Raw genomic sequence first — 21172 nt, 5'->3', positions numbered from 1 at the left:
GGGGGCTCACGCCCCCCGCTCGCCTTGGTTACGCCCGCACCAGTCCCGGGGTGACGTCGCAGTCCAGCGGGGCGAATTCGCCGCGTTCAAAGCTCTCCCACGCCAGGCCGGCCATCGCCGCGTTGTCGACGCAGAGGTCCATCGGGGCGACGCACAGTCGCACGCCGCGGCGGTCGCAGAGGACTTCCAGCCCGTCCCGCAGCGCCCGGTTGGCGGCGACGCCGCCGCCGACCAGCAGCGTCGGGCGGCCGGTCTGCTTCAACGCGAGTCGGCATTTGCCCACGATCGTCTCGACCGCGGCGGCCTGGAAGGACGCGGCGATGTCGGCGATTCGGCCCTCGTTCAGCGGGGGAACGGGAACCTCCGGCGAGTTCGGATTGCCCAGCGCCGCATACCGCACCGCGGTCTTCAACCCGCTGAAGCTCACGGCCAGTTCCGGCCGGTTGAGCATCGGCCGCGGCAGCGGGACGGCGGTCGGGTCGCCGTTCTCCGCGGCCTTCTGGATGCTCGGTCCGCCGGGGTAGGGCAGGCCGAGCAGCCGGGCGACCTTGTCGAAGGCCTCCCCGGCGGCGTCGTCGATCGTGCTGCCGATCAACGTGGCGTGCACGGCGTCCGGGCAGTCGTACCAGTTCGTGTGTCCGCCGGAGACCACCAGCCCGCAGGCCGGGAAGGCCTCCTCCCCGTAGGCGATCCGGCAGGCGTACAGGTGGGCCCGCAGGTGGTCGACGGCGATCAGCGGGAGGTCCCACACCGCCGCCAGCGTCTTCGCCGCGGTCACGCCGACCAGCAGCGAACCGACCAGCCCCGGGTGGGTGACGACGGCGATCGCGGAGAGGTCTTGCGAGGCGACGCCGGCCTCGTCCATCGCCTGCCGGATGACGGGCAGGATGCGCTCGACGTGGGCCCGGGAGGCGATCTCCGGCACGACGCCGCCGAACCGCTCGTGCAGCGCCGCCTGGGAGCTGACGACGCTCGCCAGCACGGACCGATCCGCCGCGATCACCGCGGCGGCGGTCTCGTCGCAGCTCGATTCGATCGCCAGCAGCGGGCGGGGGGAGGAACCGGCCTCGCTCACGGGGCCGCGTCTTCGCCGTCGTCGCCGCGGAGGACCTTCAACGCGGCGGCCATGTGGGGGTCCTCCGTCGGTTCGTAGTCCTCGACCGGCTCCGTCGCCGCGGCGCCGGCGGGGCGGTCGCGGACGATGCGGTCGATGTTGAGGTTGCGGCGCTGCGGGAGGGTCAGCGGGATGCGGTAGCCCTCGTCCGGCGTGACGCCCCACTCCGCCTCCTCGTCGGACTTGCCGGCGGGACGGTTCATCGGGCCGGGCCGCTGGATGTTCGCCCCGCTGGGCCGCAGGTAGGCCGCGGTCGTGAGCTTCAGCGCCGTGCGGCCGCCGCCGAGGTTGATGACCGTCTGCACGCTGCCCTTGCCCCAGGTGCGTTCGCCGATGACGACCGCCCGGCCGGCGTCCTGCAGCGCGGCGGCGACGATCTCGCTGGCGCTGGCGCTGAACCGGTCGACCAGCACGACGACCTCCAGCCCCTCCGCAGGGCCGCCGGGCAGGGCGTCGAACGTCTGGGAGGCCACGTTGCGGCCGGCGGTGGAGACGATGCGGCCCTCCTTGAGGAACAGGTCCGTGACCGCGACCGCCTGATCGAGCAGCCCGCCGGGGTTGCCGCGGAGGTCGAGGATCACGCCCTCGGCCCCGGCTTCCTTCAACTGGTCGAGGGCCTGCGTCAGTTCCCGGTCGGTGCCGGCCCCGAAGCGGGTGACCCGCAGCAGGCCGATCTTCGGTTCGTCCGCCTTGTCCGGGGACGAGGGGGGCAGCAGGTAGTCCCACGTGCCGTCGGCCCGACGGGTCTCGCCGAGGACGGTCGGCACCCGCACGTCGGCCCGGACGACGGTGATCTGTTCCAGTTCGTCCTGGCCCGGCCGCATCAGGCCGAGCGTGACCGGCTCGCCCTCCGGCCCCTTGATGCGGGCGGTGACGGCGGAGGGGTCCAGCCCGTCGACGGCCTCCCCGTCCACCTGCACGATCATGTCGCCGGCCCGGACGCCGGCCTCGGCGGCGGGGGTGCCGGGCAGCGGGGCGGTGATCGTCAGGCGGCCGGTTTCCGTGTCCGGCAGAATCTGCACGCCGATGCCGATGAACTGGCCCTCCACCTCCCGGGTGAAGCGGCCGACCTCCTCGTCGTCCAGATAGGTGCTGTAGGGATCGAGCTTGGCGACCATGCCGTCGATCGCCGCCTCCAGCAGTTCCTCGCGGCTGACCTCGGACACGTAGTTCCGCTCGATCTGCTCGAAGGAATCCGCGAACTCCCGCATCAGGCGGAGCAGTTCGTCCCGGTCCTCCCGCGGGTCGACAGCCTCTTCGTCGCCCGCTGCGTCATCCGCGGATGCTCCTGCATCCTCCTGAGCCATCGTAACGCCGACGCCCGGCAGGGCGTCGGCCCCCACGAACAGCAGCGAACCGGCGAGCAGTCCCGCGGACAAAGACCGGAAGCGGCGGGAGCGAGGCACGGGGCGATTCTCCGGACGAACGGGGGCGACGCCGGACGGACCGGCGCTCGGGGAGAGCCGCAGTGTAGGCCGGCCGCCGCCGTGCCGTACACTGGCCGCGTGCACCTGCCGTTCCCCGATCTCGAACTGGACGCTCCCCCGGGGCCGGACGCGCCCGGTTCGCCGGGCGGGGGCCCGGTCCGCCTGTTGTGCGGGACGCCGCGGGGCGGCAAGACCGGGGCGCTGCTGGACGAATACGCCGCCGCGTTGCAGGCCGCGTGGGCGGAGGGGCGGCTGGGGGCCTGCCTGTGGCTGACGCCGAACCGCCTCAGCCGGGCCGCGGTGCGGGCGGACCTCGCGGAGAAGATCGGCGGGCCGCTGCTGGACCCGGGGGTGCGAACCTTCGAGAACCTCACCGACGAACTGCTCTCCGACGGCCGGCTGTGGCGGGCCCTCGACGCCGCCGAGGGGGCGCCCTCCGGCGAAGCGCAGCCCGGCGAGGGCGGCCGGTACCGCACGCTCTCCGGCGTGTCGCGGCGGCGGGTGCTGCGGGCGGTGATCGACGCGGAGGCCGTCGCCGGCCGGCTGTCGCACTTCGCTCGCATCGCCGGGGCCGGCGGGTTCCTCACGCTGCTCGAACGGCAGGTGCGGGCCTGGAAATACGCGGAGGTCTGGCCGGATCACCCGTCGCTGCAAACCGGCGGCCCGGCCCGGCGGGACCTCGTGCGGCTGTACGCGGCCTATCAGGAGCGGTTGCAGAACCCGCCCGACGGCGGCCCCCCGCTGTTCGACGCCGAGGGCCGCGTCTGGGTCGCCCGCAACCTGCTCTGCGGGGCCGGGGAGGCCGGGGAACGGCGGTTCGACCTGCTGGTCGCGGACGGGTTCACCAGTTTCACCGCCACCCAGCGGGACCTGCTGGCGGCGCTGGCGGCCTCCGCGAACGCCGCCGTGGTCGCCCTGCCGTTGGAGGAGGGCTCCGGCCGACACGCCAGGCCCCGCACTGGCCAACCGTATCGGCCGGACCTGTTCGAGCCGGTCTGGCAGACGGTCGACGAACTGTCCGACCCCTTGGCGGAGCAGGGCGGCGAGCCGGAGTTCGTCTGGCACGTCCCCCGTCGGCCGAACGACGCGTTGGGGCACCTCGCGGCGTGGCTGTTCGACGAATCGGACGCGTCCGCCCCGCAACACCCGGACGCGGGCCAGATCACGCTGCACGCCGCCGGGCGGATTGAGGACGAGGTGCGGGCCGCCGTCGCCGCGGTGAAGGGCCTGCTGATGCGGGGCGAGCGGGCGGATCGCATCGTGGTCACGGCCCGGGACGTGGGCTCATACGCGGACGACCTCTTTCGCCTCTGCGACGCCGCGGGGGTGCCGGTGGACGCGGAACGCCCGCTGCCGCTGGCCGGGCGGCCGGCGGTGCGGGCGCTGCTGGCCCCGTGGCGGACGGAGGCCGCCGGCTGGGGGCTGCGGGGCCTGCTGGGCGTGCTGCGGGATCCGGCCTTCGGCTTCGCCCCGGGGGCGGCGACCGCGACGGCCCGGGTGCTGCGGTTCGCCAACGTCGGCGAGGACCGCCGCACCGTGCTCAAGGCGGTGCGGGCCTTCGCCCCGGCCGCGGAGGGGGAGGAACCGCAGTCCCTCGACCGCGACGCCCCGCCGGAGGCCGACCGCCGCCTCGCCGCGGCCGTCGTGGAGACGTTGAACGCGGCCCTCGAACCGACCCGCACCCCAACCGATCCGGCCGGCTGGGTCGAGCGGCTGCGGACCCTGATCGAAATCCTGCGGTTCGACCCCGCGGCCGCGGATCTGCCGCGGGAGGACTGGGAGGACGACGCGGCCGACCTCGACGCCGCCCTGCGGTGGCTGAGCGAAGCCGCCGCCGAGCACGCCGCCGACGCCGACCCGCACCGGGACGCGGACGCGGACGAGGACGGCGACGGCCTGCTGGGGCTGCGGGAGTTCCTGCACTGGGCGGACGAACTACTCGCCGCGGCCCGGGCGCCGGGGCCGCCGGCGGCGGCGGGCGGGGTGGCGTTCGTCGATGCGGAGACGGCCCGGACGGCGGGGTGCGATCACCTGTTCCTGCTCGGCCTGGGCGAGGGCCAGTTCCCCCGGCCGCCGAACCCCGCCGACCCGGTCCCGCCGCGGACCGGCGAGGAGGCCGACGATCCGGCCGCCCTCGCCGACGCCAACGCCCGGGCGGAGATGCTGCTGTTCTACGGCGTCGTCACCCGGCCGACGAAGTCGTTGACGCTCTCCTGGCCGACCCGGGACGAGAAGGGCCGCGAACGGTTTCCCGGGCCGTTCGTGGAGGCCGTCCGCGATCTGTTCGCCCCGGCGGCGTTCCCGCCGGCGGCCGAGGTAAGCCTCTCCCCGGTGCCGACGCCGGCCCGCACGCTGACGGCCGCCGACGCCCGGACGCTGGCGGTCTCGGAACTGCGGATGGGCGGGCAGGCGGGACCGCTGGCCCGGCTGCTGAGCGATCCGGCCGAGGCCCCGGCCGCCCGCGGCGTGCTGGGGGCGGCAGCGATGCTGTCCGCCCGCACCCGCCGGAAGGGGCCGACGGCCTTCGACGGGCGGCTCTCAACGCGGTCCAAGGTCCGCTGGGCGAAGCGGCGGCCGGTCGGCTACCAGTTCAGCGCCAGCGAACTCGAGACCTTCGCCGCCAACCCGTTCCGCTACTTCCTCGACCGCGTGCTGTGCGTGGAACGGCCCGACCCGCCGGGGCTGCGGGAGGACCGGATGAACCGCGGCACCGCGATGCACGCCGCTCTCGCCCGGGCCTACCGCCGGGCGCTGGAGCAGTCGCAGGACGCCCCCACCGTGGAGTTGTTGCAGGAGGAGATCGCCGCCCTGAAGCCGCGGAGCCGGTCGCTGGCCCGCTGGCACGACGGGCTGTGGGAGACGGAGCGGGCCCTGCTGGCGGCGTGGTCCGAAGCGTTCCCCACGCAGGCGGCCGCCTACGCCGCGAACTTCGCCTCCGGCTGGGCGAGCGGGCCGACGGTGCACTGCCTCGAAGCCCCCTTCGGCCGCCGCACCCCGGAGGAGGAGGACGACACGGAGGACCTGTCGAACCGTCCCCCGGCCGCTCGGTTCCCGAATCAACCGGACGGCGTGCCGATCACCGGCCGCATCGACCGGCTCGATCTGGGCGCCGTGGAGGCGGAAGGCGGGGCGGTCGTGCCGGCGTACAACATCGTGGACTACAAAACGGGCACCTCCGTGCCGAAGTTCACCCCGGAGCGGGTCGCCGCGGGGGAGTCGTTGCAGCTCGCCCTCTACGCCGTCGCCGCCCGCCGCTGCGGCCTGATCCCGCCGGACGCGGAGCCGCACATGCTGGTCTACTGGGGGGTGAAGGAGGAGGGGCCGCGGAACGGCGTCTCCCGCGGGGGGACGAAGTGCGTGGCCGAATTGCTGCCGACGTTGGAGGAAGACCTCGACGCCGTGGTGCCGCTGTTGGCGACGGCGATCCGCGACGGCGTGTTCCCGATCTGCCCGGAGAAGGGCGAGACGCAGACGTTCTCCGACCACGCCCGCGTCGCCCGGGCCGCCGAGGTGCGGGCCGTCGCGGAGCGGCTCGAAAAGTGGCCCCCGCCGTGGAAGGCCGCCGCCGCGGAGGACGAGGATGAGTGAGGCCGTCACCCAGCACGCTCCGGGGGTTGACGTCCCGGGCTCGCTGCAGATGCACGCCCAGCAGGAGCGGGCGGTGTTTCATGCCGGCTCCTCCGTCGGCCTGAGCGCCGGGGCGGGGTGCGGCAAGACGTTCGTGCTGATCGAACGGTTCCTGCACGAACTCGACCCGGCCCGGGAGCAGGACAGCCCCGGCCCGTACGGCCTGCCGGCGGTCGTGGCGATCACCTTCACGGAAAAGGCGACCGCGGAGATGGTCTCCCGGGTGCGGCGGGAGGTGGGGCGACGGCTCCGCGACCCGGCCCGCCGCGACCAGCGGGCCCACTGGCGGACGATCCAGCGGCGGCTGGACACCGCCCGCATCAGCACGATCCACGGGTTCTGCACGACCCTGCTGAAGGAGAACGCCGCCGCCGCGGACCTCGATCCGGCCTTCCGCACCGTCGAGGCGACCGAGGAAGCCGACCTGCGGGCCGAGGCCGTCGACGGCGTGCTCAAGGACGCCCTCGCTCGGGATCCGGCGAAGCACGACGACCCGGAGGCGCTCTCGCCGCGGGAGCTCGTCACCCGCTGCGGGCTGACGGCGGTGCGGAGCACGCTGCTCAATCTGCTGGACGCCGATCGCGACCTGCTGGATCGGCCGTGGACGACCGCGGACCTCGTCGCCGCCCGCTCCGCGGCGTGGGCGAGGGAGCTGATCGACCCGAAGCTCGCCGCCCTGCGGGAGTCGCCCGACTGGGCGGCCCTGCGGCCGGTGTTGCAACGCAACCTCGCCACGGCCCCCGCCAAGGCCGATGCCCGGCGGACGTTGCTGACGGAGGTCGAACTGCTGCTCACCGGCCCGGCCCCGACCCCGGACCGCCTGCGGGACCGGTTGGCGGAGCTGCGACCGCTGGCCGTCGCCGGCAAGCTGGGGCAGTCGAAGAAGATGTGGGAGGGGGACGACTACGCCGTCGTTCAGGCCCACCTCAAACCGTTCCGCGACGCGATCGACGAATTGCGGCAGGCGTTGGGGGAGGCGTCGCCGGACTTCGCCGCGGCTCTGCCGACGGTGCGGGCCTACCTGCCGCTGGCCGCCGCCGCCGCGGGCCGGTACGAACGCACCAAGCGGGAGACGGCCCGGCTGGACTTCGGCGATCAGCTCCGCCTCGCCGCCCGGCTGCTGCGGAACGACGCCGTGCGGGAGAAGGTCGCCCGTTCGATCCGCCTGCTGATGGTCGACGAGTTCCAGGACACCAGCCCCGTGCAGGCGGAACTGGTCCGCCGCATCGCCGGGCTGGCGGCGGGGCAGGACGCCGGCAAGCTGTTCCTCGTCGGGGATTCGAAACAGAGCATCTACCGCTTCACCGGGGCCGACCCGGAGGTGTTCGGCCGGATGCGGAACGAACTGGCTCCCGCCGGGCGGTTGCCGCTGACGAAGAATTTCCGCAGCCGGCCGGAGATTCTGCGGTTCGTCAACGCCCTGTTCGACCCGGTGATGCCGGGGTACGAACCGCTGGAGCCGCCGCCGGACGCCCCGCTCTCATCGGGGGACGGGCCGCACGTCGAGTTCCTGTTGCCCACCGTGCCGCCCGGGCCGGACGGCAAGAAGGCGACCGCCGCGGCCTGCCGGGAGACCGAGGCGAAGTGGATCGCCGCCCGCGTCCGCGAGTTGCTCGACGGCGGGCCGTGCGTGCGGCCCCGTCGTGGGGAAGACCGGGGCGGGCCGGATCGCCCGCCCAAGCCGGGGGACGTCTGCCTGCTGTTCCGGGCCCTCACCGACGTGAAGCAGTACGAGGACGCCCTGCGGGAGGTCGGGATCGACTGCTACCTCGCCGGCGGCAAGTCCTTCTTCGCCCAGCAGGAAGTGCAGGATCTCGTCCATTTGCTCCTCTGGCTGGACGACCCGGACGACACCCTCTCGCTGGCCGGCGTGTTGCGGAGCCCGCTGTGCGGCCTTTCTGACGACACGTTGTTCGTCCTGACCGACAGGGCGGCCGACGAGCCGCCGCCGGCCGCCGAAGGCGTCGAAGGCGTCCCCCCCCGGGGAGCCGACGCCTTCGCCGCCTTGGGCGGGGGCTCCGTCGGCTCGCCCGGGGAGAGTGTCGTCATTTCGGTGCGTCACGCCCCGCTGACGGCGGCGGTGCTGGAGGACGCCGAGTTCCCCCTGCCGGACGACCAGCGGGAGCGACTGGCCCACGCCCGCCGCGTGCTGCGGGACCTGCTGGCCTGCCGGTCGCGGCTGGGACCGGGCGGGTTGCTGGAGCGGGCCGTGCACGCTTGCGGGTACGACGGTTCGCTGCTGTTGGAGTTCCTCGGGGAACGCAAGCTGGCCAACCTGCAAAAGCTCCTCCGGATGGCCCGCGACGCCGACGCCGCCGAGGCGACCCGCGGCGCCGGCGGCCTCCGCGGGTTCGCGGCCCGGTTGTTGGAGAGCGTGAAGGAGACGCTCAGCGAGGACGAAGCCGCCACCGTCACGCAGGACGAAAACGTCGTCACCCTGATGACCGTCCACGGTTCCAAGGGGTTGGAGTTCCCCGTGGTCGTCGCCTGCGATCTCGACCGCAAATCGCAGCCGGTGACGGTCGCCGGCACGTTCGATCCGGAACTCGGCCCGATCGTGCCGCTCTCCTGCCAGCACGGGGAGGAACTGGTCGATCAGGGGGCGGAGATCTGGAAGGCCCGGGAGAAGGTCGCTGACGAGGCGGAGACGGTTCGCATCTTCTACGTCGCCGCGACCCGGGCCGCGGATCGGCTGATCCTGTCGGCGGCCCGTCCGCTGGCGAAGGAGGCGCCGCCCGGAGGCCCCGCCGCCGAGCCCGTCGGCGTCCCCCTGAAAACGTTGGACGCCGTCTTCGACCTCACCACCGGCCGGCCGCGGGAGGATCGGTCCGACGGCGATCCGCGGTTCGTCGCCCCGGAGGCGTTCGTGCACACGACCTTCCCCTCCGGAACCGGCAAGGCGCTGCCGGGCACGCCGCGGGGGACGTCGCCGGAGAAGTTCGAGGACCTGCTCCGCTCCACCGAGCCCTGCGAACCGTACGACCTCCGCCGCCCGCTGCCGGCCCCGAGACCGGCCGCGGTCTCCGTCACCGATCTGGCACAGAACTTGGCGACCGAGGTGGAACGGGAGGAACTGGCCGCCTTTCCAACCGGCGAGCCGGGGACGTCAGCCCCCGGAGAGGGGGGCGGTTCCGAGGACGAAGAACGCCAAGATGCCCAAGGCGCCCCCCCGCTGGGGCCGGGCGCCTTGGGCATCTTCGAGACGGACGACCCGCTCGCAGAGGCCCGCGGTCGGTTGAATGGCGAACTGAACCGGCCGCGGAGCGCTCCCCACCGGCGGGGGCTGGACTACCACGTTCCCCCGCCCGCCGCCGGCCTGCCGGCGGTGACGGGGCGAATCGAACGACTGTTCCTGCCCGTGCGGCCCGAAGGCGGCGAAGGCGTGCGTCCCCGGGGGGCCGACGCCTTCGCCGCCTTCGCACGCCTTGGGGCGCTTGCGGCGGGCGTCGCGGCGGCGACGGCGGCGGAGGTGGCCGGAACCGGGGCGCCGGACCGGCTCCTGCCGCGGCTGTGGGCGGAGCGGACGGCGTTGGCCCCCCTCGGCGGCGGCGAGGCCGCCCTGCTGCTGGTCGCCGCCGACGGTTCGACCCGGCTGGTGCGAAGCGACGAGTTGCCCGCCGACGCTCTGTCCGACGCCCGATTGTGCGACCTGTTGCGAGGGGCTTTGTCTTGAACGCCGCCGGTCCCCGTCCGCCGCTGTCCGAGGTGCGGTGGCTCGACTACCTCAGCGAACGGCCGGAGCTGATCGCCGCCGCGGCCGCGGGGGGGAACGCCCCGGCGGAGCAGGCCGCGTTGCGGAAGGACCACCCGCCCGAGGCCGTCGCCGCGGCCCTCACGCTGGCGGAGCTTCGCCTCAAAGCCGCGGAGAAGTTCACCCTCGGCGACCGCCTGTGGTGCGACCGCGTCCGGTTGGAGCAGGCCACCGGGGAGGCCGTCGCCCGCCACAAGGCCCGCCGGTTCGCGGAGCGGGGGGAGGGGCATGGGGGCCCCGTGTTGGACCTCTGCGGCGGGCTGGGCGGGGACGCGATTGCCCTGGCGGAGTTCTTTCCCGTGCTCACCGTCGATCGGGACGAGGCGGCCGGGTGGATGGCGACGCAGAACGCGGCCCTCTACGGCGTGGCCGACCGGGTGACGGCCCGGACGGCGTCCGCGGAGGACGCGGACTTCGCCGGCGCCCTGGTGCACCTCGACCCGGACCGCCGCCCCGGCGGGGAGCGGGGGGCCAAACGGCGGGAGAAACGGTTGGAGGACTACGCCCCGGACCTGTCGTTCATGCAGACCCTCGCCGCGACGGCGGCCGGCGGGGCGATCAAGGTCAGTCCGGCGTCGAACTGGGGCGGCAAGTTCCCCGACTGCGAGATCGAACTGATCTCCCACGGCGGGGAGTGCCGCGAGGCGACCGTCTGGTTCGGCGCCCTCGCCGACCCCGGCGTGCACCGGGCGACCGTGTTGGAGGGCGACCGGACGCACACCCTCGCCGCCGACCCGTTCGACGCGATCCCGAACGTCGGGCCGATCGGGGAGTACCTCTACGACCCGGACCCCTCGATCGTGCGGGCCGGGCTGGTGGACGAACTGTGCGCACGCAGCGGCCTGCATCGGCTGGACGACGCGGAGGAGTACCTTACCGGTCCGCGGGTGGAGACGCCGTTCGCGGCGGCGTTCCGGGCGCTCGCCGTCTGCCCGAACAACGCCCGCCGCTACCGGGCCGCGGTCGGCGAGACCGGCGCCGGCGACGTGGAGGTGAAGTGCCGGCACCTGCCGACGAACGCCGCCGCCGTTCGCCGCAAGCTCCCGCTGACCCCCGGCGGGCCGCGACGGACGCTGATCTTCGCCAAACTGGAGGGGAAGGCGTCCGCGGTGGTGTGCGAACGGGTCTGAGGCGGGTGCCAACGCGAAGCGTCCCGGACCCTTGGAGGGTCCGGGACGCTGGGGCTGCCGGTTTGAGCGGACTGGGGCCTACTGCATGGCGGCTTTGAAGTTGAACTTGCCGGCCGGCACGAGGGGGAACTGGCGGCCGGTGCCGTCGGGGATGCCGTAGGCGACGACCATGCCGCTGCGGTTCTCGGCGATGTAGATGACGCCCCCGCCGTTGTCGGTGCTGCCGGCGACGACGGCGTACTCGGCCAGGCCGGCCCGGTCGCCGAAGTCGGCGGCGATCTGCCGGGCGTAGCTGGTGTTGAACCCGCCGTTGCCCAGCACCCCGCCGACCAGCGTGCCGGTCGTGCTGTCCAGCACGAACACCGCCTCGCCCGGGCGGCCGATCGACAGCGGGCTGGTGAACACCGCCAGCTTCTCGTTGCGGTCCACCGCCTCGGCCGCCAGCGGGGCGGGGGCGAACACGGCGGACCCGACGGCCCCCGCCACGGCCCCGACGGCGAGCAGGGCGAGGGGAGCCAGCGAACGGCGGGGGGACAGCGACATGGCTTCGGCTTTCGGAGTCGGCCCGCGACCGCGGGCGGGGGAGGGGGAACGGTCGCACTCTACCGGCGCCGGTCCCCCGGATGCACGGCTTCCCGTCGATCCGACGCCCCGCCCGCTTTGCACCGACGCCGGCCCGCCGGATAGCCTGCCCGCCGTTCGCCCGTCACCCCATTCCTCTCCGCCGCGATGCCCGCCCAACCGTCCGACGACTACCCGACCACCAACGGCAGCCTGAACCGCAAGCTGCGGATGGCGCTGGTCGGCGGCGGCAGCGGGTCGTTCATCGGCCGCGTCCACGCCACCGGCGCCCTGCTGGACAACCGGGCCGAACTCGTCGCCGGCGCCCTCTCCAGCAACCCGGAGCGCGCCAAGAAGAGCGCCCCCAGCTACGCCATCCCCGAGGACCGGGCCTACACCAGCATCCATGAACTGGTGGAGAAGGAACTCGCCCGGCCGGAGGACGACCGGATCGACTTCGTCTCCATCGCCACGCCGAACCACACTCACTTCGAGATCGCCAAAACGGCGGCCGAGGCGGGCTTCAACGTCGTCTGCGACAAGCCGATGACCTTCGACTACGCCCAGGCCGAGGAGCTGGTCCAGGTCGTCGAGAACACGCCCGGCGTGTTCGCCCTGATGCACAACTACACCGGCTACCCGCTGATCCGGCAGGCCCGGGAAATGTGCCTGAACGGGGAGCTGGGCGAGATCAACGCGATCCGCAGCAACTATATCCAGGGCTGGCTGCGGGAACCGCTGGAGGAGACCGGCCAGAAACAGGCCAGCTGGCGGGCCGACCCGGGCAAGAGCGGCGCCGCGGGGGCGTTCGGCGACATCGCCACCCACGCCTACAACATCGGCCGGTTCATGACCGGCTGCCTGCCGGAAGAGCTGTCCTGCAACCTCAAGTCGTTCGTGGAGGGCCGCAAGCTGGACGACTACGGCCACGCCGTGGTCCGGTTCCAGAACGGGGCGCTCGGCACGGTGACGGCCTCGCAGATCTCCCACGGCCACGAAAACAACCTGTACGTGGAGATCGACGGCACGAAGGCCTCGCTCGCCTGGCGGCAGGAGAACCCGAACGAACTGTGGGTCCGCCAGAACGGCCAGCCGCTGAAGATCTACACCCGCGATCCCAACGCCCCGTTCCTCTCGGACCTCTCCCGGAACAGCAGCCGCCTGCCCAGCGGCCACCCGGAGGGCTTCTTCGAGGCGTTCGGCAACGTCTACCGGGCCGCCTTCGACGCGATGATCGCCCGCTCTGAGGGCACGGACTTCACCGGCCGCACCGAGACGACCCGTGACACCCTCTACCCCAACGTTTACGACGGGGCCGAGGGGATGCTGTTCGTCACGAAGTCCGTGGAGAGCAGCGAACAGAACGGCGCCTGGGTCAGCCTGAAGCCCGACTACGCGCGGCGCTGAGGCGCCGAGGCGAGCGTGGGGCGTCAGCCCCATGTGCGTCCCTGCACGATCCGCTTCCCCGCCCATCTCGACTCGGGCCGATTCATGTTCGAGAGCGATCGCGTCTGGCTGCTGACGTGGACCCTCTACGGCAGCCGCCTGCCCGGCGACGATCGAGGATTCGTCGGCACGGTGCGGGAGCGTCGCGTGGGCGATTCGGGCGGTTCCCGCGTGCGGCACAACGGCGTCCGAACGGAGGTCGACCGGGCCATGCCCGGCTTGGCCCGAGCGAGCCGGGAGTTGATGAAAGCGCCACCGGCGACGCTCACGCTCGGCCAGGCCGATCGGCTCGCTTCGCAGTTCGCGGAGACCGCCGCGTTCCGCGGTTGGCGCCTGCTGGCGGGGGCGATCATGCGGCTGCACGTTCACCTCCTCGTTGGCGTGAAGGGCGACCCGGACCCCCACGACCTTCTTCGAGACTTCAAAGCCTACGGCAGCCGCGCGTTGAACCACGCCGGCAAACGGCGGTGGTGGACCGAGGGCGGTTCCGTTCGCAAGAAGGCCGATCCGAAGGCGGTTCGCGTCGCCGCTGAGTACGTGCGGGACCAGGAAGCCCCGCTCCGCATGTGGCTCGACCCCGCGGTGGAGGCCAAAATCGGGGTAACCGTCAGGCTGGGCGAGGAGGCCTCCGAACGGCTGGGGCCGGAGCAGCGTTCGGAACGCACAGGGGGCTGACGCCCCCCGCTCGCCTGCTCACTTCTCGTCCACGCGGATCACGCCGTCCCAGCCGGGGGGGGCGGTGCGGTGGCCCTCGGCGAGGCGGACCCGCAGGAAGTCCTGGGCGAGGTCGAAGGCGGGGTGGTCCTGCAACACCTCCGCGGCCCGCGGCCAGTCGCCGGCGGTGAAGGCGGCGACGGCCTCCGCGTAGCGGGCGAGGTCTTCGTCGGTCAGCGGGGAGCCCTCCGGGGGCGGGCCGTGCGGCGGGAGCAGTTCGCTGACCCGCTCCGCCCGGGACATCTTCGCCGGCCGCACCGTGCCCAGCGGCCGCACCCGCAACCGGCCGCCCTCGTCGGTCGTCTTCGCCGCGAGCACCGCGTCGGCCGTCGCCGCGTCGCAGACCACCGGCACCCGCAGCGGACCGCACAGGCCCTCCAGCCGGCTGGCGAGGTTCGCCGTCGGGCCGAACACCGTGATCTTCGCCTGCTCCTCCGTCCCGATCCGTCCCGCGACCGCCGGCCCGGTCGCCACGCCGACGCCCACCCGGAAGCCGGCCAGCGGGTCGCCCCCGTCCGCCGGGCCGCGGGCGGCGAAGTCCGCGGCGATGCGGACGGCGGCGGTCGCCGCCCGCAGCGGGGCCTGCGGGTCGGAGTTCGGCCAGCCCCAGAAGGCGAGGGCGGCGTCGCCGAGGAAGTCCCCCGTGACCCCGCCGGCCTCGCGGATCCGGTGCGTCATCACGCTCAGCGCCGCCGAGACCCGGGCCAGCAGGGCGGGCAGGTCGGCGGAGAGTTCCTCGCTGGTCCGACTGAACCCCCGCAGGTCGCAGAACAGCACGCTGGCGGTGCATTCGGCCGGGTCGAGGGCGGCCTGATCCGGGGTGTCGCCCAGCGCCTCCAGCACGCGGGGCGGGAGGAAGGGCCGCAGCGCCGCCGCCTGCCGTTCCAGCCGCCCGCTGCGGTCGGCGGCGGCGACGATCTCGGCCACCAGCGAGACGAACCGCACGTCGGCGGCCCGCTCCGTGCGGCCGGAGGCGCCGGAGCCCAGCGTCAGCAACCCCCGCTCCGCCGGGCCGCGGCGGTCCGGGTCGGCGATCGGGACCACGAAGGCCCACCCGCCGGCGGCGGGGGTGAGGATCGCCTCGCCGGTCGTCAGCGCCGCGGTGACCAGGTCGTCCGGGACCTGCGGCGGGCCGACCAGTTCGTTCCGGGTCGACCAACTCCGCAGCCGCACCCCGCCGGGCGCCTCGTCCGACGCCAGCGAGACGACAGCGACGGCGTCGGCGTCCTGCACGCCGGCCAGCAGCAGGCCGCACAGGGCCGGCAGGCGGCGGGCGTCGTCCCGGGTGCGGAGGACCTCCGGCAGGCGGGCGACGGCCTCGAACCGGCGGTCGGGTCGGGTCACGGCCACGCCGGCGAGGGTGCGGGCGTCGAAGGTGAGGGCGCCCTCGGACAGCGTGCCGACGGCGCTGGAGCCGGGGGCCTCCTCGCCGGGGAAGCCGTCTTCTCCCGGGAAGACGGTGCCCTCCTCGTCCGCGGCGGGCGGGCGGATGCGGAAGCGGGTGCGGCCGGCGGCCAGCCGGGCGGCGTCGTGCAGCCGGACGGAGCCGTCCACCCGTTCGCCGTTGCAGAACAGCGGGTTCCGGCCGCCGGTGCCGTCGCGGATCGTGAGGGCGTCCGGTTCCTGCACGCTCACCCGGAAGTGGACGCGGGACAGCCGCGGGTCGCCGGGCACCCGCAGGTCGCACAGGGCGGAGCGGCCCACGGACCGCGACTCGCCGGGGCGAACGGTTAACGACCGGCCGCCGTCCACGGCGATCGTCCAGCCGTCGGGCTCCCCGGCCGTCTCCCTGCGCCCCGCGTTCACGCCGCGGCCCGATCGCGGGTGAACCAGAACAGCAACCCGCCCAGCGTCAGCACGATCCCGCCGGCGACGAACAGGCCGACCAGCCGCAGCCCGTCGCCGAGGTCTTCCAGCAACCGTAGGGCGTCGTCCCGCGGCTCCTGCACGACGACGACCCAGTCCGTCCCGCCGACCGGCACGAAGGAGGCGATCCAGGCGCCGGCGAAGCTCTGTCCGCCCACGGCCGCCGCGGTCGGGTCGACGTGCCGGTCCGTGCGGAAGCTGCCGCGGCCGTCGGCGAGGGCGGCGTCGATCGCCTCCCGCTCGCTGTCCGGCAACTCGACGGCGGTCTCGGTGTCCGGGCGCTCGGCGAGCCAGGGGTGGTCCAGCAGCCGGCCGGACTGCCGCTCGAACAGGGCGATGACGCGGGTGTAGCGGACGGCGTCGTCGTCCGCCCGACCCTCGCGGGTGACGTTTCGTTTCGTCGCGTCGTATTCGGACAGCAGCGCGTCCAGCAGCACCGTGCGAGCCAGCAGGGCGATCACCTCGCCCCGCTCGTTGCGGATCGGGGCGGTGATGGCGAGCTTCCACTCCTCCGTGCTGGTCGAACGGTACGGCAGGGAGACGTGCGTGCGGTCGACCGGCGGGAGCGAGCCCGATGCGGTCGTCTCCGGGTCGAAGTGCTCGCCGAGGCCGTGGAAGTAGTCCCGCCAGACGAAGCTGTGGTCGACCACCTCGTCGTCGGGCGGGTTCCGCCAGCGGGTCATGCCGGTGGCGTCCTGCAGGAACCAACTGAGGTCCGCGGCGCCCTCCGCGGTCGCGGCCTCCTGCTCCTCGGTCACCTCCGGCGTGACCAGCGCGAGGTAGGAGAACAGCGTGGTGCGGGCCGGCCCCGGCGCCCACCCGGCGTCGGCCGCGTCGGCGACGAGATCGGCGAGGCGGGGGTCGGCGACGACCCGCTCCAGATCGACCCGCTTGCGGTTCACCACCTGTTCGAGGCTGTGGGCGACCAGCCCGGCGGAGAGGGCGTTGGCCTCCAGGGCCCGCTCGACCACCTGCCCGCGGCCGGCCTCGAGGGTGCGGTTGACGATCAGGGCGCCGACGATCAGCAGCGTCGCGGCGACCGCCGCCGGGCCCAGCAGCGCCCACCGGGCCCGCGACCGGCGTGCGGCGTCTTCGGAGCGTTGCCGCAGGGCGGTGCGGACCGCCTGGGCGTTCGGGTAGCGCTGGGCCGGGTCCGGGGTCAGGCAGCGGTCGACGATGCGGATCAGGGCCGCGTCGACGCCGCGGACCTTCAGGTGCTCCGCCGGGCGGGGCGACTCCGAAACGGCCTTGGCGTAGACGGCGAGGCGCTCGCCGGGGGAGCAGGCCTTGAGCCGGTCGGACAACTCCTCGGTCCGGTGCGGCGGGTGGCCGGTCAGCATCTCGTAGAGGACGGCGCCGAGAGCGTACACGTCCCAGCGGGCGTCCGGGGCGGCGTCCGGGGCGACCTGCTCCGGGGGCATGTAGAACAGCGTGCCCAGCGGCCGCCCGCCGGTGCGGGCCTCGGAGGCGCTGTCGTCCGCGGTCCCGGCGCCGTTCCCCGCCCCCACGCCGCGAGCCTGCCCGAAGTCGCACAGCCGCGGCACGCCGTCCCGGTCCAGCAGGACGTTCCCCGGCTTCAGGTCGCAGTGCAGGATGCCGGATCCGTGGGCGTGCACCAGCCCGGCGGCGATGCCCTCGGCCAGCTCCGCGGCCCGCTTGGGGGGAAGCGGGGCCTCCTTATCCAAAAGGTCGGCCAGCGAGCCGTCCGGCAGATACTCCATGACGTAGTACGGCGGGTCCGCCTCCCAGCCGACGCCCAGCAGCTGGACGACGTGTCGGCTGGCGTCCAGCGCCGCGAGCTTCTCCACCTCGCGGGTCAGCAGGGGCCAGTCGAGGGCCCGGACGTGGCGAAACGTCTTCACCGCGACCTGTTTCCCGGTCGCCGACTCCGTCGCCAGCCAGACGGCCCCGAACCCGCCGCGGCCCAGCAGATGCCGCAGGCGGTAGCCGGGCGGGTCGGCCGGTTTCGGCTCGGCCCGTCGGGCGCCGGGCCGGCTGAGGCGGCGGGTGACCGCCACGTCCGCCGGACTGGGTTTGACGGTCTCCGCCAGCGGGTCGAACGCGGAATAGCCGTCCCGCCCGTCCCCCGGCGAGCCGGGGGGCGGCGGCTCCGGCGACGTGGGGCGGGCGTCCTGCGGCGGGGCGGAGGCGGAGGGCATCGGGCTGGGATGGTACCCGGGCGGGCGTTCGGAGCGCAGACCACATTGTCCGCGACCGTCCGGATCGGCCACGGCGGCGAAGGTTCGGGCACGGTTTGCAACGTCGAACATCCCGCCGGGAAGGAGCAGCCGGCATGCCGAAGCCGTAGGGTGCGGCATGCCGGCGAGAGGGCCGTCCCGATTCGCGTGAACCGTTCGGGGGCCTTTTGCGTTCTCCTTTCGGGGGCCGACGCCCCCGGCTCGCCGCCCCCCCCACCGGAGGAAGCCCGCGATGTTCGCCGTTTACGCCGTCCTCGCCCTCGTCGGCGGCACGCTGTTGCTCTGTCAGGTCGTCGCCACGCTGCTGGGCCTCGGCGGCGACTTCGACGCGGACTTCGACGCCGACGTGGACGTCGACTTCGACACGCCCGACTTCGACACGCCCGACGTCGAACTGCCGGACGCCGAGGCCGGCGACCACGGCGGCGACCACGGCGGGCACGGCAGCTTCGTGGGGGCCCTGTCGCTGCGGGCCCTCACCGCGGCGGCGACCTTCGCCGGGCTGTTCGGGCTGATCGGCTCCGAGCTGCGGTGGGCGGCCTGGCTGACGGCTCTCGCCGCCGCGGCCGGGGGCCTCGCGGGGCTGCTGGTCGTCAGCTGGGTGATGCGGCAGCTCCACCGGCTCGGGGCGGACGGCACGGTGCGGACCGACGACGTCGCCGGCTGCTACGGCACGGTCTACGTCCGCGTCCCGGCCGACCGGGCGGGGCTGGGCAAGGTGCTGCTCGAGTACGCCGGTCGCACCGTGGAGATGGCCGCCCTCACCGACGGACCGGAGCTGCCCAGCGGCACGAAGATCATCGTCCGGGAGGTCGTCGGGCCGGACACCGCCGACGTCGCCGCCGTTTGAGACCTAGGTTCCAATCCCGCTCCATTTTTGCAGACGCCGAGATGTCCGCCCCCCCGCTGCTCCCGCCGCTCGCCCAGCTCGACGGCGAATCGAACGCGACGCTGTACGTCGGCTTCGCGATCGTCGCCGCCGTCCTCATCGCCTTCAGCCTGCTGATGTTGGTGGTGAAGCGCTACAAGCGTTGCCCCTCGAACCGGGTGCTGGTGATCTACGGCAAAACCGGCGGCAAGCCGGAGGAGGGGCAGGGGCAGGCCGTGAAATGCCTGCACGGTGGCGCCAGCTTCGTCTGGCCGCTGATTCAGGACCACGACTACCTCTCGCTGGACCCGATCCAGATCGAGATTCCCCTCCGCGGGGCGCTCTCGATGGAGAACATCCGGGTCAACGTGCCCAGCGTGTTCACGGTGGCCGTCGGCACCACGCCGGAGCTGATGAACAACGCCGCGATCCGCCTGCTGGGCCTCGGCACCGAGGAAATCAAATCGCAGGCCCAGGAGATCATCTTCGGTCAGCTCCGGCAGGTGATCGCCTCGATGCGGATCGAGGACATCAACCGGGACCGGGACACGTTCCTGAGTCACGTGCAGAACAGCGTGGAGCCGGAGCTGCGCAAGATCGGCCTGGTGCTGATCAACGTCAACATCACCGATATTACCGACGAATCCGGTTATATCGATGCGATCGGCAAGAAGGCCGCCTCGCAGGCGGTGCAGACGGCCCGCGGCGACGTGGCCGAACAGGAGCGGCTGGGCGAAGTTCGCGTCGCCGAGGCCCAGCGGGAACGGGAGATCGCCGTCGCTCAGGCCAATAAGGAGCGGGAACTGGGCACCCGCGGGGCCGCCCGCGATCAAGCGATCGGCATCGCCGACTACGAACGCGACCAGGCGATCGGCGAGCAGGAGGCGGAGTTCGAACGGGACGTAAAGATCAAGGAGGCGGAACGGGAGAAGCGGATTCAGACGGCCAAGGCGGAGGCCGCCGCCGTCGACGGGGAGAACGAGGCCGCCGCCCTCGTCGCCGCCAGCCGGGCCCAACTGGGCGTGAAGAACGCGGAGGCCTACCAGCTCGCCGAGACTCGCAAGCGGGAGGCCGAGGCGGCCGTGCAGGAGGCCCAATTCCGGGCGATGACCAAGGCGGCCCTCGCCGAGGCGGAAAAGGTCGAGGCGGAACAGCGGGCCGAGCTGGAGGCCCACGCGAAGGCCCAGAAGGCCAAACGGATCGTCGACGCCGAGGCCGCCGGCGAGCAGCGCCGGATCGAGGCCGACGCCGAGGCCCACGCGATCTTCGCCAAGTTCGAAGCCGAGGCCCGCGGCCAATACGAGATCATGGCGAAGAAGGCCGAGGGTCTCGAACGGATCGTGCAGGCCTGCGGCGGCAGCGACAAGGCCTTCCAGATGCTCATGCTCGAACACCTGGACGCCCTCACGGAGGCGTCGGCGAAGGCGATTTCGAACATCAAGTTCGACAAGGTGGTCGTCTGGGAGGGCGGCGGCAACAACGGGTCGAGCAGCACCGCCGGCTTCCTGCAAAACATGGCCCGCACCCTCCCGCCGATGATGGAGGTGATGAAGGACGTCGCCGGCGTCGAACTGCCGGAGACCTTGGTGAAGATGGTCGAGGACCGCGACGAGGCGGCGCAGAAGGGCGCCGACAAAGCGACCGCCCGAGCGACCACCGGCCCGCCGGCCCCCTCCAGCAACGGCCCCCGATCAGGCGCCAAGACCGCGGACGGTCCGCGGTCGAACGATTCCGCCTCCGACGGGCCGGAGAAGCCCCCGCAGCCCTGACGCCGAGGGAGTCCCCCGGACGACCGCCCCGCCCGGCGCGCCCCTTCCGTCTTCGAAGGAGCCGCGATGAGCGAACCGCCCCGCCGTCAGCGCTGCGGGACCGTCCGGCTCGTCGTCCTGACGGGCGGGATGGCGCTCGGGCTGAGCGTCGCCTTTCTCGGAATCGCGCTCGCCGGGGGCGGGCAAGGCGGGACGGCCCCGTTCGTCGGCTCGTCCGCGGCGCTGTTGTTCGCCCCGGTTTCCGCTGCCGCGTGGTGCATCGGGAACCGGCGGGGCGGCACGGCGTCGGTGCTCGCCGGCGCGGCGGGGGCGACGATCTCGCTCCTCTCCGCGGCCCGCGGCGCCCTGCGTGAGGCCGAAGGCGCTCTCGGCGAGGTTTGGGAATGGGCCCCCGGTCGTGGCGCTGCTCTGGTTCGCCCTCTTTGCCCTCTGGCAGGGACTGGCGCTTGGCGCCCTCTGGCAGACGATCCCGCGGCCATGACGGCCGGGGGCGGGACGCCGTAGTCGCTCGAGTCGTCGCGGATGAGAGATGAGACCTGATATCGCGAACCAACGTCGCCGAAGAGCGGATCGCAGATCCAGCGCTAAGAGCCTCGTTCAATACAAGTCTGGAGGGTCAGCGAAGGCCACGGGCCGCGGCCGCGGCCCGTGGCAGCCCTCGCTGACGCGTCGGGTTGACGTTCTCGCTTAGTTCGGAAGCA

At 73.5% G+C, this 21172-nt stretch carries 12 protein-coding genes; 7 read left to right on the top strand and 5 right to left on the bottom strand.

The window, feature by feature from the left end:
• Positions 1 to 28 precede the first annotated feature (28 nt).
• Together tsaD and ACG2DA_RS08755 are read right to left on the bottom strand one after the other, a co-directional pair.
• Positions 29 to 1075: a tRNA (adenosine(37)-N6)-threonylcarbamoyltransferase complex transferase subunit TsaD gene (gene tsaD / locus ACG2DA_RS08760; RefSeq protein WP_395255194.1), complete on the bottom strand. Its 1047-nt coding sequence runs from the start codon at positions 1073 to 1075 to the stop codon at positions 29 to 31.
• Positions 1072 to 2520: a S41 family peptidase gene (locus ACG2DA_RS08755; protein ID WP_395255192.1), complete on the bottom strand. Its 1449-nt coding sequence runs from the start codon at positions 2518 to 2520 to the stop codon at positions 1072 to 1074. The genes tsaD and ACG2DA_RS08755 overlap by 4 nt, the downstream gene beginning before the upstream one ends.
• An 81-nt stretch (positions 2521 to 2601) precedes the next feature.
• Here ACG2DA_RS08755 and ACG2DA_RS08750 point away from each other — a divergent pair, with 81 nt between their 5' ends.
• The 3 genes from ACG2DA_RS08750 to ACG2DA_RS08740 are packed head-to-tail and all read left to right on the top strand — an operon-like array spanning position 2602 to position 11049.
• A complete protein-coding gene (locus ACG2DA_RS08750; protein WP_395255191.1) occupies positions 2602 to 6129 on the top strand; it encodes a PD-(D/E)XK nuclease family protein in 3528 nt (1175 codons plus the stop codon).
• Positions 6122 to 9841, top strand: coding sequence for a UvrD-helicase domain-containing protein (locus ACG2DA_RS08745; protein WP_395255190.1), 3720 nt, complete (start codon positions 6122 to 6124; stop codon positions 9839 to 9841). The genes ACG2DA_RS08750 and ACG2DA_RS08745 overlap by 8 nt, the downstream gene beginning before the upstream one ends.
• A complete protein-coding gene (locus ACG2DA_RS08740) occupies positions 9838 to 11049 on the top strand; it encodes a hypothetical protein (protein WP_395255189.1) in 1212 nt (403 codons plus the stop codon). The genes ACG2DA_RS08745 and ACG2DA_RS08740 overlap by 4 nt, the downstream gene beginning before the upstream one ends.
• Before the next feature lie 78 nt (positions 11050 to 11127).
• Here the strand turns inward: ACG2DA_RS08740 and ACG2DA_RS08735 are convergent, their stop codons facing one another.
• A complete protein-coding gene (locus tag ACG2DA_RS08735) occupies positions 11128 to 11592 on the bottom strand; it encodes a hypothetical protein (protein ID WP_395255188.1) in 465 nt (154 codons plus the stop codon).
• A 186-nt stretch (positions 11593 to 11778) separates the two neighbouring features.
• Here ACG2DA_RS08735 and ACG2DA_RS08730 point away from each other — a divergent pair, with 186 nt between their 5' ends.
• Positions 11779 to 13017 (top strand): Gfo/Idh/MocA family protein, encoded by a 1239-nt coding sequence (locus tag ACG2DA_RS08730; protein ID WP_395255187.1) that lies wholly within the window; start codon positions 11779 to 11781, stop codon positions 13015 to 13017.
• Between the two features lie 84 nt (positions 13018 to 13101).
• Positions 13102 to 13731 carry a transposase gene (locus ACG2DA_RS08725; protein ID WP_395255186.1) on the top strand — a complete coding sequence of 210 codons (630 nt, stop codon included), beginning with the start codon at positions 13102 to 13104 and terminating at the stop codon, positions 13729 to 13731.
• Between the two features lie 18 nt (positions 13732 to 13749).
• On the opposite strand, the gene ACG2DA_RS08720 is transcribed toward ACG2DA_RS08725, so the two are convergent.
• Together ACG2DA_RS08720 and ACG2DA_RS08715 are read right to left on the bottom strand one after the other, a co-directional pair.
• Positions 13750 to 15474, bottom strand: coding sequence for an adenylate/guanylate cyclase domain-containing protein (locus ACG2DA_RS08720; protein ID WP_395255185.1), 1725 nt, complete (start codon positions 15472 to 15474; stop codon positions 13750 to 13752).
• Between the two features lie 98 nt (positions 15475 to 15572).
• A complete protein-coding gene (locus ACG2DA_RS08715; RefSeq protein WP_395255184.1) occupies positions 15573 to 17795 on the bottom strand; it encodes a serine/threonine protein kinase in 2223 nt (740 codons plus the stop codon).
• Positions 17796 to 18066: 271 nt separating this feature from the next.
• Between ACG2DA_RS08715 and ACG2DA_RS08710 the strand changes: the two genes are divergently transcribed.
• Both ACG2DA_RS08710 and ACG2DA_RS08705 read left to right on the top strand, forming a co-directional pair.
• On the top strand, positions 18067 to 18684 hold the full coding sequence (locus ACG2DA_RS08710) for a hypothetical protein (protein ID WP_395255183.1): 618 nt from the start codon (positions 18067 to 18069) through the stop codon (positions 18682 to 18684).
• A 41-nt stretch (positions 18685 to 18725) separates the two neighbouring features.
• Positions 18726 to 20471, top strand: coding sequence for a flotillin family protein (locus ACG2DA_RS08705; protein ID WP_395255182.1), 1746 nt, complete (start codon positions 18726 to 18728; stop codon positions 20469 to 20471).
• Positions 20472 to 21172 lie beyond the last annotated feature (701 nt).

It is taken from the genome of Alienimonas sp. DA493 (assembly GCF_043951915.1).
In the GTDB taxonomy this organism is placed as follows: Bacteria; Planctomycetota; Planctomycetia; order Planctomycetales; family Planctomycetaceae; genus Alienimonas.
The sequence above is the reverse complement of the archived record's forward strand: the minus strand, read 5'-3'. Positions and strand labels throughout refer to the sequence as shown.

Coding starts and splice junctions, on each gene's coding strand:
- ACG2DA_RS08710 (WP_395255183.1), top strand. CDS start 18,067: ATGTTCGCCGTTTACGCCGTCCTCGCCCTCGTCGGCGGCACGCTGTTG.
- ACG2DA_RS08745 (WP_395255190.1), top strand. CDS start 6,122: ATGAGTGAGGCCGTCACCCAGCACGCTCCGGGGGTTGACGTCCCGGGC.
- ACG2DA_RS08735 (WP_395255188.1), bottom strand. CDS start 11,592: ATGTCGCTGTCCCCCCGCCGTTCGCTGGCTCCCCTCGCCCTGCTCGCC.
- ACG2DA_RS08715 (WP_395255184.1), bottom strand. CDS start 17,795: ATGCCCTCCGCCTCCGCCCCGCCGCAGGACGCCCGCCCCACGTCGCCG.
- ACG2DA_RS08705 (WP_395255182.1), top strand. CDS start 18,726: ATGTCCGCCCCCCCGCTGCTCCCGCCGCTCGCCCAGCTCGACGGCGAA.
- ACG2DA_RS08725 (WP_395255186.1), top strand. CDS start 13,102: ATGTTCGAGAGCGATCGCGTCTGGCTGCTGACGTGGACCCTCTACGGC.
- ACG2DA_RS08730 (WP_395255187.1), top strand. CDS start 11,779: ATGCCCGCCCAACCGTCCGACGACTACCCGACCACCAACGGCAGCCTG.